Annotated in this window: 14 protein-coding genes and 1 other RNA gene; 12 read left to right on the top strand and 3 right to left on the bottom strand. The window is 30.6% G+C overall.

What is annotated here, in order from left to right; translation table 11 throughout:
* Positions 1–47: 47 nt before the first annotated feature.
* Entirely contained in the window at positions 48–608 is a 561-nt protein-coding gene (locus EDC18_RS13870) for an NfeD family protein (RefSeq protein ID WP_132254113.1), read from the bottom strand.
* A 303-nt stretch (positions 609–911) separates the two neighbouring features.
* On the opposite strand from EDC18_RS13870, the gene metG reads away from it, so the two are divergent.
* From metG to EDC18_RS13840, 6 genes are all read left to right on the top strand, one after another.
* Positions 912–2,876 carry a methionine--tRNA ligase gene (gene metG, locus EDC18_RS13865; protein ID WP_132254111.1) on the top strand — a complete coding sequence of 655 codons (1,965 nt, stop codon included), beginning with the start codon at positions 912–914 and terminating at the stop codon, positions 2,874–2,876.
* A gap of 69 nt (positions 2,877–2,945) precedes the next feature.
* Positions 2,946–3,713, top strand: coding sequence for a TatD family hydrolase (locus EDC18_RS13860; protein ID WP_132254110.1), 768 nt, complete (start codon positions 2,946–2,948; stop codon positions 3,711–3,713).
* Positions 3,714–3,733: 20 nt separating this feature from the next.
* The gene (rsmA, locus tag EDC18_RS13855) at positions 3,734–4,591 is read left to right on the top strand and encodes a 16S rRNA (adenine(1518)-N(6)/adenine(1519)-N(6))-dimethyltransferase RsmA (protein WP_132254108.1); all 858 of its coding nucleotides are present in this window, start codon (positions 3,734–3,736) and stop codon (positions 4,589–4,591) included.
* A 71-nt stretch (positions 4,592–4,662) separates the two neighbouring features.
* Entirely contained in the window at positions 4,663–5,973 is a 1,311-nt protein-coding gene (locus tag EDC18_RS13850) for a DUF6128 domain-containing protein (RefSeq protein ID WP_132254106.1), read from the top strand.
* A gap of 235 nt (positions 5,974–6,208) precedes the next feature.
* Positions 6,209–7,441 (top strand): putative DNA modification/repair radical SAM protein, encoded by a 1,233-nt coding sequence (locus EDC18_RS13845; RefSeq protein ID WP_132254104.1) that lies wholly within the window; start codon positions 6,209–6,211, stop codon positions 7,439–7,441.
* 10 nt (positions 7,442–7,451) lie between these two features.
* On the top strand, positions 7,452–8,192 hold the full coding sequence (locus EDC18_RS13840) for a TIGR03915 family putative DNA repair protein (RefSeq protein WP_132254103.1): 741 nt from the start codon (positions 7,452–7,454) through the stop codon (positions 8,190–8,192).
* 242 nt (positions 8,193–8,434) lie between these two features.
* On the opposite strand, the gene EDC18_RS13835 is transcribed toward EDC18_RS13840, so the two are convergent.
* Positions 8,435–8,986: a GNAT family N-acetyltransferase gene (locus EDC18_RS13835; RefSeq protein ID WP_132254101.1), complete on the bottom strand. Its 552-nt coding sequence runs from the start codon at positions 8,984–8,986 to the stop codon at positions 8,435–8,437.
* A gap of 36 nt (positions 8,987–9,022) precedes the next feature.
* Positions 9,023–9,715 (bottom strand): anaerobic ribonucleoside-triphosphate reductase activating protein, encoded by a 693-nt coding sequence (locus tag EDC18_RS13830; protein ID WP_132254099.1) that lies wholly within the window; start codon positions 9,713–9,715, stop codon positions 9,023–9,025.
* Between the two features lie 171 nt (positions 9,716–9,886).
* On the opposite strand from EDC18_RS13830, the gene tadA reads away from it, so the two are divergent.
* From tadA to EDC18_RS13800, 6 genes are all read left to right on the top strand, one after another.
* Entirely contained in the window at positions 9,887–10,351 is a 465-nt protein-coding gene (tadA, locus tag EDC18_RS13825; protein ID WP_132254151.1) for a tRNA adenosine(34) deaminase TadA, read from the top strand.
* A gap of 113 nt (positions 10,352–10,464) precedes the next feature.
* Positions 10,465–10,726: signal recognition particle sRNA large type (ffs, locus tag EDC18_RS13820), an RNA gene on the top strand.
* A 154-nt stretch (positions 10,727–10,880) separates the two neighbouring features.
* On the top strand, positions 10,881–12,443 hold the full coding sequence (dnaX, locus tag EDC18_RS13815) for a DNA polymerase III subunit gamma/tau (RefSeq protein WP_132254097.1): 1,563 nt from the start codon (positions 10,881–10,883) through the stop codon (positions 12,441–12,443).
* Between the two features lie 84 nt (positions 12,444–12,527).
* Complete coding sequence (locus tag EDC18_RS13810; RefSeq protein ID WP_132254096.1) at positions 12,528–12,881, top strand: YbaB/EbfC family nucleoid-associated protein; 354 nt, start codon at positions 12,528–12,530, stop codon at positions 12,879–12,881.
* A gap of 129 nt (positions 12,882–13,010) precedes the next feature.
* Positions 13,011–13,610 (top strand): recombination mediator RecR, encoded by a 600-nt coding sequence (recR, locus tag EDC18_RS13805; protein WP_132254094.1) that lies wholly within the window; start codon positions 13,011–13,013, stop codon positions 13,608–13,610.
* A 198-nt stretch (positions 13,611–13,808) separates the two neighbouring features.
* Positions 13,809–14,090 carry a hypothetical protein gene (locus tag EDC18_RS13800; RefSeq protein ID WP_132254092.1) on the top strand — a complete coding sequence of 94 codons (282 nt, stop codon included), beginning with the start codon at positions 13,809–13,811 and terminating at the stop codon, positions 14,088–14,090.
* The last annotated feature ends 207 nt before the right edge of the window (positions 14,091–14,297 follow it).

Genomic DNA, 14,297 nt, shown 5'->3' with positions numbered 1-14,297 from the left:
CAATATGTTAAATACCATAGAATGGTAGGGTACATATTGGTTAAATATTAATTTCTTTCAACAACAAGTGTAGATTGATTGACAACCGCAATTACTTTAACAATAGAACCAGTTGAAAGGGTTTCATCTTCGTCTGTTATAGCATCTGCTTCAATTGAACGATCGTGAATGGTTATAACTATTTTTCCTTTAAAGGCTCTTTTTCCAGGTATGGGTAAATAAACTTCACCAATTTGACCAACACAATATTCGTAATTAAAAGTACCATCTTGTTGTAATTTGGTCATACTATAAAAGAGAAAAGCCACTAAGACCATTCCTATTAAACCTGCCACTAAGGCAATTGTCATAATCAAAAAGCGACTTAAGGGTGTTTGACTTAAAAGTGCACCAGTCCATCCAAACAAAGTGAAAAAAGCAATCATGCCTCTAATAGAGAAAAATTGAAAATCAGCACTAAAGTCATCTATTCCACCATCATACTCAAAGTCTTGATCTAGACCAAACACACTAAAAAGAGATTGTATTAAAAGAATAAAAGTAGAAGCAAAAGCAATTATATATAAAAACTTTTGTAAAGCATCTAATGATTCCCACCAAGGTTGCATAAAATACCCTCCCCTATAAATAATAATTACCTAATAATTATATTACAATAAAAGGTGTATAACAACCAAAATAAACAAATAATTTAGATTTATTATAAACAAACAATGAATAAGAGAATATATCGTAATATACATTAATTTTATATTATGGCTAATTAATTATATGAAAAACAAGAATAATCTTGTCTTAATGTATTGGAAAAACAAGTTTAATTAAGGTTAAAAAGCATAAATACTTTACATTTAATTGGTAAAAACTATATAATAGGAATAACAAAAAGTTTTATATGGAGGAAAAGAGTTATGGAAAAGAAGAATTACTATATTACTACACCAATCTATTATCCTAGTGATAAATTACATATTGGTCATTCTTATACAACAGTTGCAGCGGATACAATGGCAAGGTACAAAAGAATGCGTGGATATGATGTAATGTTTTTAACAGGTACGGATGAGCATGGTCAAAAGATCGAAAGAAGAGCAGCGGAAAGTAATACAACGCCAAAAGAATATGTAGATAATATCGTTCACTGGATAAAAGATTTGTGGAAAACAATGGATATTTCTTATGACGATTTTATAAGAACCACGGATAAAAAGCATATAGAAACAGTTCAAAAGATATTTAAAGCCCTTTATGATAAAGGTGATATTTATAAAAGTTCTTATGAGGGTTGGTATTGTACGCCATGTGAAACTTTCTTTACAGAAAGACAATTACAAGATGGGAATTGTCCAGATTGTAATAGAAGTGTAGAAAAAGTAAAAGAAGAATCCTATTTCTTCAAATTATCAAAGTATCAAGATCAATTAATTAAGCATATAGAAGATAACCCAGAATTTATACAACCTCAAACAAGACAAAATGAAATGATTAATAATTTTTTGAAACCAGGTCTAGAAGATTTATGTGTTTCTAGAACGTCTTTTGATTGGGGCGTACCAGTTGAGTTTGATAAGGGACATGTTGTATATGTTTGGATTGATGCATTATCTAACTATATTTCTGCATTAGGGTATGGGGGAGATAATGATGATTTATATAAAAAGTATTGGCCAGCCAATGTACATTTAGTTGGAAAAGAAATTGTTAGATTCCATACAATTATTTGGCCAGCAATTTTAATGGCATTAGATATTCCATTACCAAAGCAAGTTTTTGGTCATGGTTGGTTGGTTATTAATGGTGGAAAAATGTCTAAATCAAAAGGTAATGTTGTAGATCCAAAAGTATTGGTTGATAGATATGGTTCAGATGCCATTAGATATTTCTTAATGAGAGAAGTGGCATTTGGACAAGATGGAAACTTCACAAATGAGGCTCTAATTCAAAGAATTAATGCGGATTTAGCCAATGATATTGGTAACTTGGTATCTAGATCTGTTGCCATGATTGAAAAATACTTTGAAGGCAAACTGCCATTAGAAAGAACAGCAACAGAATTTGATAAAGACATAGAATTATTAGCATTAGAAACCGTTTCAAAAGTTGAAGACAGTATGGAAAAACTATTATTTAGTGATGCATTAACACAAATATGGAATTTAGTAAGAAGAACCAACAAATATATTGATGAAACAAAACCATGGGTTCTTGCAAAAGAAGAGGATAAAAAATCAGAACTGGCCAATGTTCTATATTATCTTGTAGAAAGTTTAAGAATGATTTCTATTCTAATTGAGCCATTTATGCCTCAAACACCAGCTATAATGAGAAAACAATTAGGTATAAAGGATTCACATTTAGTTAGTTGGGATAGTTTAACTTGGGGACAATTAGAAACTACACAAGTTGAAAAAGGTGATGTGATCTTCCCGAGAATTGATTTGGATAAAGAAATAGAAGCATTAGAAGAAGCTCAAGGAAGTAAAAAAGAACAACCTAAAAAAGAAGAGAAAAAAGAAATAAAAAAAGAAGAGCAAAAAAAAGAAGAAAGTAATTTTATCGGTATTGAAGACTTTGGTAAAGTTGAATTAAAAGTTGGTAAAGTTATTGAGTCCAATAGAGTAGAAGGCGCCGATAAATTACTGGTGTCTAAAATTCAGATTGGTGATGAAGTAAGACAAATTGTATCAGGGATTGCAAAATTTTATTCTCCAGAAGAAATGGTAGGTAAAAAAGTGATTGTTGTTACCAATTTAAAGCCTGTTAAATTAAGAGGGGTATTATCAGAAGGAATGATTTTAGCTGCCTCTAATGATAAAGGTGAATTGGTTCTAGCAACTGTTGAAAAGGATATACCACATGGCTCAGAAGTAAGATAGTATGACATTACGGGGACATTTTTGTCCCCTTAATAATTATTAAGGAAAGCCAGTTACAAAGGAGATATTATGATTTTTGAAAGTCATGCACATTATGATGATAAACAATTTGATGAAGATAGAGATGAAATATTAAAAGAGTTGCCTAATAAAGGCATTGAATATGTAGTAAATGTGGGTGCTGACTTAGACAGTTCCCAAAAGTCTGTTGCGTTAAGTGAAAAATATGATTATATTTATGCAGCTGTAGGGGTCCATCCCCATGATGCATTAAGTATTGATGAAAGTATTATACAGAGAATAGATACATTAGCAGAGCATAAAAAAGTAATTGCAATTGGAGAGATTGGATTGGATTATTATTATGATAATTCACCACAAACAATCCAAAAACTATGGTTTGAGAGACAAATAGAATTGGCAAAAGAAAAAAAACTTCCTATTATTGTTCATAGCCGAGAAGCCGCAAAAGATACTATGGATATTGTAAAAGGGACCCATGCAGACAAAGTGGGTGGTGTCATACATTGTTTTTCCTATAGTTACGAAATTGCCAAAGAATATGTGGATATGGGATTTTATATAGGTATAGGAGGTGTTATAACTTTTAAAAACTCAAAAAAGTCAAAGGAAGTTGTAAAGGGTATACCACTAAAAAGCTTATTATTAGAGACAGATTGTCCATACCTTGCACCTGTACCCTATAGAGGAAAAAGAAATCACTCAGCCTATTTAGATCTTGTTGCTAAGGAGATAGCAGATATAAAAGGTGTTGAGTATGATGAAGTTATAAAAATTACAAGAGAAAATGGAATTAAGTTATTTGATGTTAAATAATTTATATCAAGAGGGATTTTATGATTGAAAGAATTGCATCACCCAAAAGAACCAAAGAAATATTAACAAAGTACAATTTTATTTTTCAGAAGAAATTTGGTCAGAATTTCTTAATAGATTTGCACGTCCTTAATAAAATTATTGATTCATCTAATATAGATAAAGACGATCTGGTTATAGAAATTGGACCTGGAATTGGCAGTTTAACACAGTATTTAGCTGAGAGTGCAAGAGAAGTTATAGCCATAGAAATTGATAAGAATTTAATACCTATATTAGAAGATACCCTTAGTGATTACAACAATGTATCAATAATTAATCAAGATATATTACAAGTGAATCTTAAAAAGTTAATTGAAGAAAGAAATGATAACAAACCAGTAAAAATCGTTGCAAACTTACCCTATTATATTACAACACCTATTATTATGGGTTTATTTGAAGATGAAGTGCCATTAGAGAGTATTACAGTAATGGTACAAAAAGAAGTGGCAGAACGGATGCAATCCATGCCAGGGAGCAAAGATTATGGGGCATTATCTTTAGCGGTTCAATATTATTCAGAGCCGTATATTGTTGCTAATGTGCCACAAAATTGCTTTATGCCAAGACCTAATGTGGGGTCAGCAGTTATACAACTAAAAAAATATAAGGAACCAATTATTAAAGTTTCAAATAAAAAGTTAATGTTTCAAATTATTAGGGCATCTTTTAATCAAAGAAGAAAAACCTTATTAAATAGTTTATCCAATCAGTTAGATATTGAAAAAAACAGAATACAAGAGGTATTAATAGAAATGAACAAATCTGTAAGTATTAGAGGAGAAGCCATGTCATTAGAAGAATTCGCTATATTTACAGATCTACTAAGTAAATAATAATTTTAATGAAAAAATAATAATAAAACCCCCTTTTAATAAATATATATGTATAAAAGGGGGTCTTTAACATGAGTAATAAATATTTAAGACAATACATGGACTTAAATAAATATCAATATGGTGTAAAAAAGAATAGATGTGGGCATGGGAAGATAGATGCAAGGGACGACAAATGTAAGATATATGTGTTCTTAAATGATGTAGAAATTGGACCAAATGAGGTTTTAAAAGCATATGGATTTAAATACGAAAAAGGGAATATGATTGCAATTCCACTAGGCACATTAGAAATTGAGAATAATAGTGGAAAATTAAAAGTAAGTACACAGAGAGTTAAAGTAATGTCATCACCTTATGCTATTGAAGATTTAGTTGGAATTGTAGTTGTGAAAAAAGATTATTATGAGGATGATAGGGTTAAAGATATCTATTATGGTGGATGTATTAGTGAGGATACTAAAATCAATATGGATAGCTTTAAAGAGTATGGAAAAGTAGAGAAAAAAGAAAGTATAGTACATAACATTTCTCAGAAAAATAATAAACAAGAACAGGAATCAATTAATGTCAATAAGGATCATCAAAACAACAATAATCCATTTGAAAGAATGTATGAGGAAGAAGAAAGATTACAAAATGATATAAATGAGAATGCAATTGAAATTGAAAGACCAGAAGAATTGGATAATTACATAGAAGATGATTTAGAAGGAGTTCCTGAGGAAGAAGAGGTCCCAGAATTACCAGAAGAACCACTAGTTCCAGATGAGGATGATATGTATCTTGTAAACAATGATATAAATAAAAGTGATGTAATTAGTAAAGGTAAAAATTTCAATAACAGTGAATATAAAGGGTTGGATTTAGAGTTGCTAAAAAGAGAAGAAAAAAGATATAAAGAAAAATGGGGATATAAAGAAGGAAAAGATGACTATAATCCTGTATTCGAAAATGCAACCCCACCTCAAGAATTACTAAGGAAACAATTAGATGAAAAAGAACTAGACATATTACATAATAAAATGTTTAGTGAGTATCCTAAAATGGCGCCATTTGAAAGATATGAAGATATTTTAGACTGTATAAGAATTGAACCTAAAGATATTGCAACACTGCCTATTAATATTTGGATGTTAATGAACAATACATTCTTACTTAATGGATATAATAAGTATAAACATCTAATACTGTTAAAAGTAGAAGATGATTGTAATGAAAAAGGGTATAAGTATATGTTAGGTGTGCCTGGTATTTATCATAAAAAGGATAGATTTATTGCTTATTTATATGGGTTTAATAAATTCAGATGTTGTTGTGACACATATCCTAAGCCAGGTGAATATGGATATTGGACCATAGATGTTGGTAATCATATGTAATAAAAAATTAATAATACCTTCATAAAAAAGAAATAACACTATGGTATTATATAACAAAACTATCCCCCTTTTATATTTTATAAAGGCTAGAAAATTTGTTGAGTGAAACAAATTTTCTAGCCTATTTTGTATACAGGTTTATAAATATGTAATAGGAAGATAATACAAAAAATTAAATTAGAACATATGTTTTAATTGTGGCGTTTTTTTGGTATAATGGTATTGGTGATGTGAAATGAAAGAGTCAGTATTAGAAAAATTATCAATACTAGCAGATGCGGCAAAATACGATGTGTCTTGTTCAACAAGTGGTGTGAATAGAAGTAACAATAAAGTATTAGGATCAGCCACCTCTGCAGGGATATGTCACACTTGGTCTGCAGATGGTAGATGTGTTTCATTATTAAAGATTCTAATGACCAATTACTGTGTATATGATTGCGAGTATTGTGTTAACAGAATAAGTAACGATATAAAAAGAGCTAGTTTTTCCCCAGAAGAAGTAGCTGAGTTGACTATTGAATTTTATAGAAGAAATTATATAGAAGGCCTCTTTCTAAGCGCAGGAATAGAAAAGAATCCTAATCATACAATGGAGCGATTGGTTAAGGTATTATTGTTACTTAGAAATAAATACGGTTTTTCAGGATATATCCACTTAAAAGCAATACCAGGAGCAGACCCTATCTTAATAAAACAAGCAGGAATACTTACAGATAGAATGAGTGTGAACATTGAATTACCCTCTGAAAATAGTTTGAAAGTACTAGCACCTCAAAAACAAATAGATAGCCTTTATTTGCCTATGAAGCAAATCAGAGAAGGTATCGAAGAATCAGTCTTTGAGAATCAATATTTTAAAAGTACACCAAAGTTTGTTCCCGCAGGTCAATCGACTCAAATGATTGTAGGGGCATCTCCAGATACAGATTTAACCATTATAAAAAACACACAAAATTTATATAGAGGATTTAACTTAAAAAGAGTGTACTTTTCTGCCTATGTACCTGTTAATCAAGGTTCTAATTTACCTTCTATTCAAACAACCCCTCCATTAGTAAGGGAACATCGATTGTATCAGGCAGATTGGTTATTAAGGTTTTATAAATTTGATGCCAATGAGTTGTTGAACGAAGGCAATCCTAATTTTGAGTTGGACATTGACCCAAAAATGATGTGGGCATTAAAGAATATGAACCATTTTCCAATGGAAATCAACAAAGTATCCTACGAAGAGTTGCTAAGAATTCCTGGAATAGGTGTAAGATCGGCCCAAAGAATAATCAGGCAAAGAAGAATAGGTTTAATTCAATATGATGACTTGAAAAAAATCGGTGTTGTGGTAAAAAGGGCTAAATATTTTATTACTTGCAATGGTAAGTATGAAGGTTTAAAAGAAATGAATGAGAATGGTATTCGTGAAGCATTAGTACCTATAAATAAGTACGAACAATTAACATTATTTTAGGAGGAAGGTAATGGATTATTTATACGATGGTACTTTTGATGGCTTTTTGACCTGTATTTACTACCATTATTATAAAGAAAAAGCATTAGGCATTTACCCAAATGCATCATATCAGTATAATCTTATAGATAAGTATGCCTATGTAGAGACAGAAATAGATAAATCTAAAAAAGTATCAAAGGCAATAAGAGAAAAAATATCTTTTGAAGCATTAAGGCATCTTAACAGTGTTTTTTTATCCAATGATGATTTTAAAGAAAATAAAATGTTAAATTATATTGTATATGGCTTTAAGATGGGAAAGGATATTAATAATTATTTTACCCACCCAACAGTGGCACCTATTCTAAAACTCTCTAAGAGGGTCAATATGGAAGCCCATAGGTTTTTAGGATTAGTAAGATTTATAGAAGTAGGAAATGTTTTATTTGCTGAAATAGAGCCAGACCATAATATTTTACCAATTATATTAAAACACTTTGTTGACAGATTTAAGACTGAAAATTTTATAATCAATGATAAAAAAAGAAAGATTGCATTAGCATACAATAAAAAGGATTATATTATATCTGATTATCATTTGGATTCTGAATTACCTATTTCAGAAAAAGAAAAGGAATTTCAATCCCTTTGGAAAAATTACTTTGAAAATATAAGTATAAAAAGTAGAGAAAACGCCAAATTACAACAGCAATTTGTGCCATTGAAATATAGGAAACATCTAATGGAATTTAATGGTGAGTACAACTAATATTTGTAAAATAATGACGACATAAAAAGACAAAAATGTTTACAAATTATTCATTTATTTTACATACTCTGTCCACAAAATAAAGTTATAATGAATTTGCAAGATACCTCTTACATTGAAATACTCTCCCCCTCATTCAAAGAATCCTTGGCAGCGGCGCCAAGGATTTTTTTTGCGCTATAAGAAAGGACTAATTCCTATAACGTAAAAGCTTGATGACCAAGAACAAAGAGCATTATGAGTTAAAGATCTTCTTTAATCAGGGAATAGCATATATGATCTTCCCAATTACCATTAATTTTAATATACTTTCTAGCGAGACCTTCCTTAATAAAATTAAGTTTATGAATAACTTGTATTGAAGGTTCATTCTGTGGCATTATGTAAGCTTCTATTCTATGAAGATTATATTCACTAAACATTATTTCGATGCCTTTAGTAATTGCCTCTGTCATATAGCCTTTATTCACTTCTGTGGTATCTAGCTTATAACCTAATTGACAACATTGTAAAAAACCACCAATAATATTGTTAAAAGATAGTGTTCCAATAATTTTTTTAGGATCCTCTTTTTTAAAAATCCATAGACGCAACATTTTTCTAGCGGCTATTTCATTAAACTCCATGGTTAATATGTTTTTTTGATACCCTATATCGTAAAAATAGGGTGGCTTGTTAGGCTCCCAAGCCTCTAGAAATTCTTTGTTGCGATAATAGTAATCTATAACTTTTTTTGTATGTGATTCATCTAGTGTTTTTAATATTAAGCGGTTTGTCATATATTCTTTAATCATATACACCTCTAAAAAAAAATATACATATTCTTTATATTATAGTCCTCTTATTTTTATATTATTAATAAAAGGTTTAAGGATTTTCATAAATTCTTCTAATATTTCTTTGCTATGGCTAGAATACCCTGGAACGATTTGATTTTCAGAGGGTTTAAAGTTCTGTAAATAATAGTTAGTGCAACCATCTAACCACTTTCCTATTTCTTTAATATCATCATGGGTATGTAATTCTTTGACGATAGTGGTTCTAAATTCATAGGGGATATAATTATTTTTAAGCCATGCTACGGATTGACATATATGATCAAAATTAAAATGGGTTAGGCCTACTGTTTTTAAATAGTTTGTTGGAGAATTTTTAATATCCATAGCAATGTAGTCTAGTAAGTCTTCTTGGTACAGGCTGTTAATCATTTGTGGATTAGTGCCATTGGTATCTAACTTGATTTTATAACCCATCTTTTTTATGGTTCTTATAAAATCGATAAGCTCATTATTCAAGGTAGGTTCTCCCCCAGTAATACAAACCCCTTCAAGAATGCCAACGCGCTTTTGTAAAAAATCTAACACATCTTCTTTATGTAATACCTCTTCCCCTTCAGAAGGAATAACCAGTGATTTATTGTGGCAAAATGGACAAAGAAAATTACAACCACCTAGAAAGACAGTTGCAGATACATGTCCAGGATAATCTAATAATGTGGTTTTAATAAGACCAAGGATTTTCATGATACACCTCTTAAAATTTATCTATATAATAGTTTAAACATTATTTGATTATATCAATAATCTATAAGACTAGCAATAAGGGGCACTAAAAGAGGTATATGAATTAGACAGTTGTAGTAGGAAATGATATAATTAATAAATTCCTTTATATATTATTAGGAGAATCTTATGATGAATGATGATATGTACTATATGAATGAAGCCTTAGAAGAGGCTAAAAAAGCATTTGATATTAAAGAAGTACCAATTGGTTGCATAATCGTGTATAAAGACCAAGTTATTGGTAGAGGATATAACATGAGAAACACTAAAAAAAGCACCTTAGCCCATGCAGAGCTATTGGCTATTGCAGAAGCGTCAGAGTTTCTAAAGGATTGGAGACTAGAAGAGTGTGAGATGTATATAACATTAGAACCATGCCCAATGTGTGCAGGTGCAATTGTACAAGCTAGAATACCCAAAGTAATAATTGGTGCCAACAACTTAAAATCAGGTAGTGCGGGTTCTATAATAAACATATTGGGTATTGAACAATTTAATCATCAAGTAGATATTGTAAAAGGTGTATTGGAAGAAGAGTGTTCTGATTTACTGAGAGAATTTTTCAAAGAATTAAGAAAAAACAAAACAAGATAACATAAATTATACCAGTTGACATATACTAAAAAAAGTACTATACTTAACGTTGCACATACAAATTATAATTAAAATAATGTGATCAAATAATAAATTAAATAGTCATAAAGTTTCCGTGCAGCCGGGGAGTCAGCGGTGCCCTGTACCTGCAATCCGCTATAGCAGGGGTGATGTCAATCCGAGGCTATCTTCTTGTAAGGCTGCCCTTTATAAGTGGCGATGACGATTGGGTCTTACGCAACAGGAACTTGTGAACCGTGTCAGGTCCGGAAGGAAGCAGCACTAAACAAGTCCCCCTGTGTGCCGTGAGGGTGCCTGATTTGAGTTAACTGTAAAGGTAACGCTTGTGAGAGTTAGTCGAAGTGCGGCGCACGGAATTTAAATATAAAAGTCATTTAACTGGTTGAAGAGCCAGTTTTTTTGTTTATAAAAAATTATTTAAAGTAAGTGTAATATAGATTTAATTATACTCCTAAGGTATAATATAAATAGATATATAAAAACCCTTATAAAGGAAGAAGTGTAGAAAATGTCATATATAGCATTATATAGAAAATTTAGACCAAAAGAATTTAAAGATGTTATAGGACAAGATCATATTGTAAAAACTTTAACCAATCAGATTACATCTAATAGGATAGGCCATGCATACTTGTTTAATGGTACGAGAGGAACTGGAAAAACATCTACAGCAAAAATATTTGCAAAAGCTGTTAATTGTATAAGCCCTATGGAGGGAAGTCCTTGTAATACTTGTGAAGTGTGTGATGCTATAAATCAGCAAAAATCTATGAATATTATTGAAATAGATGCTGCCTCTAATAATGGTGTAGATAATATTCGTGATATAAGAGATGAAGTGGTATACACCCCTACACAGGGAAAATTTAAAGTTTATATTATTGATGAAGTGCATATGCTTTCTATAGGTGCATTTAATGCTTTATTAAAAACCCTTGAAGAGCCACCAGAACATGTTATATTCATATTAGCAACAACAGAGCCGCATAAGATTCCGATCACCATATTATCTAGATGTCAAAGATATGATTTTAAAAGAATATCTATAGAAACAATCACCAAACTACTAGTGGATTTAATGATAAAAGAAAATATTGATGTTGAAGAAAAGGCCCTTCAATATATTGCAAAAGTGGCTGATGGGTCTATGCGTGATGCTTTAAGTATATTGGATCAATGCATATCCTTCTTTATAGGTCAAAGATTAACTATGGATAAAGTCTTAGATATATTAGGTGCAGTGGATACAAGTGTCTTTAGCCAGCTATTAGATAACTTTATTAATAGAGATGTTTATAATAGTTTAGATACAGTAGAGCATTTAATTATGCAAGGTAGGGATTTAGGACAGTTTTTGAATGATTTTATATGGTATATTAGAAGCTTGCTTATTACGAAAACAGTTGAAGACCCAAGTTATGTTCTTGACATGTCAGAGGAATCTATTTTATTATTAAAAGAGCATAGTGCAAAAATAGATGAAACAACCATACTGAGATATATAAAAATATTATCTGATTTATCCAATCAAATAAAGTATTCTTCTCAAAAAAGAGTGCTTTTAGAAGTTGCCATAATTAATATTTGTCAACCAGAAATGGAATTAGATTACACATCATTAATAGAAAGACTTATAAAAGTTGAAAGTCAGTTAGAAAAGGGTATTGTAACGACTCATACACCAATTGATAATAGTAAGAGAGAAGATATAAAGCCTGTAATAAAAGAAAGACCTAAAGCATTAACAGAAGATATGAAAGCTTTAATTGGAAAATGGCCATCAGTTGTTAACAGAATACCTATAAATATGAAACCATATCTTAAAAAAACAAAGCCTGATATAAATGGTACAATGCTAACCATCATGTGTGAAGATGAATTAACAAAAGATTATCTTGAGGCAGATGAAAGAAAGAAAACAATTAAAGAAACCGTTGAAAATGAATTAGGTAAAAGCATTGAACTTCAATTTAAAAATACAGGTGTTCAAGAATCTGATTCAAATGAAAGCAATGATGTTTATTCAAAATTACAAGAAAAAGTAAATTTTGAAATAACTTATGAGGATTAAAACATATATATAAATATATGGGTTTAAACATAGAGTTTGCAATGCAAACAAATTAAAAGGAATGATTATAAGGAGGAACTAATAATGGCAAGACGTGGCGGTGCATTTCCAGGAGGTATGCCTGGCAATATGAATAATTTAATGAAGCAAGCACAAAAAATGCAAAAGCAAATGGAAGAAACACAAGGTGAATTAGAGACTAAGACTGTTGAGGTAACAGCAGGTGGTGGCGCAGTAACTACTGTTGCTTCTGGAAAAAAAGAAATCGTTTCAATCACTTTAAAAGAAGAAGTTGTAGATCCAGAAGATATAGAAATGTTACAAGATTTAATTGTAGCATCTGTAAATGAAGCACTAAGAAAAGCGGATGAAATGGTAAATCAAGAAATGTCTAAAATAACAGGTGGATTAGGATTACCTGGAGGATTTCCATTTTAATTATGAAAATTAGATTTTAAGTAATGGAATAAGTTAACTCATTGCCCCCGCTTTAATAGTGGGGGTTAGTATTATGTTATTCACAGATATCAATTGGTTTATATTTATGAAGTAAGAAAGGTGAATAGAATGGATTATTTTGGTGGGCCTATTTCAAGATTAATTGAAGAATTAGCTAGATTACCTGGAGTAGGTGCAAAAACAGCACAACGATTAGCTTTTCATATAATAAATATGCCATTAGAACAAGCAGAGGATTTATCTAAAGCTATAACTCACGCAAAAACAAAGGTCCATTATTGCAGTTCTTGCTATACCCTAACGGATGTAGAGATTTGTTCTATATGTAGCAATATGAATAGGGATAAAAGTATTATAATGGTTGTTGAAGATCCAAGAGATATGGCTGCATATGAAAAAACAAAACAATATAAAGGGATATATCATATTCTACATGGTGCCATATCACCCATGCTAGGGATAGGGCCAAATGATATAAAGATTAAAGAATTAATTCAAAGGCTACATAATGATGAGGTTAAAGAAATTATATTAGCCACAAACTCATCAGTAGAAGGTGAAGCGACAGCAATGTATATTAGTAAATTAGTTAAACCACTAGGTGTAAAAGCAACAAGAATTGCCAATGGCGTACCTGTTGGTGGAGATCTAGAATACATTGATGAAATCACCCTTACCCGTGCCCTTGATGGAAGAATAGAGTTATAGTGAAATCAGAGCATATGTAATACCTAAACAAACTTCTATCAAAGCAAACAAACCCCTAACACAAAAAATAAAGTACTATCATAAAGACATAGTTTTAAGTTACGTAGGTAAACTTAGGGCTATGTTTGTTTTATGGGTATGGTTTTATTCACAATATAAAACGTTTATGATATTATGTAAAAAGAGGGGGGAAGTAGTGTGAATTATTTTGAAAGAACAAATAAAATGTACAAGGTTTTATCGATAATGTCTAAAGTTTCTTTGTCTTTAGGAGGTTTACTTATCGTAATACCTATGTTTTACGTTGAAATATCTTATAATTCAGAGTATCCCAAATACATTAGGTGGAGTTTTATCGTTGCTTTGATATTCTGTATTAGTTCAAAAGTATTAAAATGTGTAGTAGAAGATGCAAAAGAAGAAATGAAAGGAATAGATAAAAGGCTTGATGAGATAGAAGAGATTTATGGAAAAAAATAAAGTGCTATCATATAAACATAGTTTTAAGTTACTTATGTAAACTTACATCTATGTTTTTTGGGCTCTTTGTCAATAGTTGGGGGGATTGGTTTCAATTCCCCTCCATTCTTGACTTTAGAGCTATTTTTGTATTCTATAATATAATACGCATTTTAGGGTGCACTTAATAAAGCTACATGTTAATAGTAGAAAAAACATCTTATTTAA

This window comes from Natranaerovirga pectinivora (assembly GCF_004342165.1).
Lineage (GTDB): Bacteria > Bacillota > Clostridia > Lachnospirales > DSM-24629 > Natranaerovirga > Natranaerovirga pectinivora.
The sequence above is the reverse complement of the archived record's forward strand: the minus strand, read 5'-3'. Positions and strand labels throughout refer to the sequence as shown.

Bases quoted from the DNA above. Each gene is read 5' to 3' on its own strand.
- EDC18_RS13840 (WP_132254103.1), top strand. From the start codon at position 7,452: ATGGATTATTTATACGATGGTACTTTTGATGGCTTTTTGACCTGTATT.
- metG (WP_132254111.1), top strand. From the start codon at position 912: ATGGAAAAGAAGAATTACTATATTACTACACCAATCTATTATCCTAGT.
- EDC18_RS13835 (WP_132254101.1), bottom strand. From the start codon at position 8,986: ATGATTAAAGAATATATGACAAACCGCTTAATATTAAAAACACTAGAT.
- tadA (WP_132254151.1), top strand. From the start codon at position 9,887: ATGAATGATGATATGTACTATATGAATGAAGCCTTAGAAGAGGCTAAA.
- EDC18_RS13870 (WP_132254113.1), bottom strand. From the start codon at position 608: ATGCAACCTTGGTGGGAATCATTAGATGCTTTACAAAAGTTTTTATAT.
- EDC18_RS13845 (WP_132254104.1), top strand. From the start codon at position 6,209: ATGAAAGAGTCAGTATTAGAAAAATTATCAATACTAGCAGATGCGGCA.
- dnaX (WP_132254097.1), top strand. From the start codon at position 10,881: ATGTCATATATAGCATTATATAGAAAATTTAGACCAAAAGAATTTAAA.
- EDC18_RS13830 (WP_132254099.1), bottom strand. From the start codon at position 9,715: ATGAAAATCCTTGGTCTTATTAAAACCACATTATTAGATTATCCTGGA.
- recR (WP_132254094.1), top strand. From the start codon at position 13,011: ATGGATTATTTTGGTGGGCCTATTTCAAGATTAATTGAAGAATTAGCT.
- EDC18_RS13860 (WP_132254110.1), top strand. From the start codon at position 2,946: ATGATTTTTGAAAGTCATGCACATTATGATGATAAACAATTTGATGAA.
- EDC18_RS13810 (WP_132254096.1), top strand. From the start codon at position 12,528: ATGGCAAGACGTGGCGGTGCATTTCCAGGAGGTATGCCTGGCAATATG.
- EDC18_RS13850 (WP_132254106.1), top strand. From the start codon at position 4,663: ATGAGTAATAAATATTTAAGACAATACATGGACTTAAATAAATATCAA.
- rsmA (WP_132254108.1), top strand. From the start codon at position 3,734: ATGATTGAAAGAATTGCATCACCCAAAAGAACCAAAGAAATATTAACA.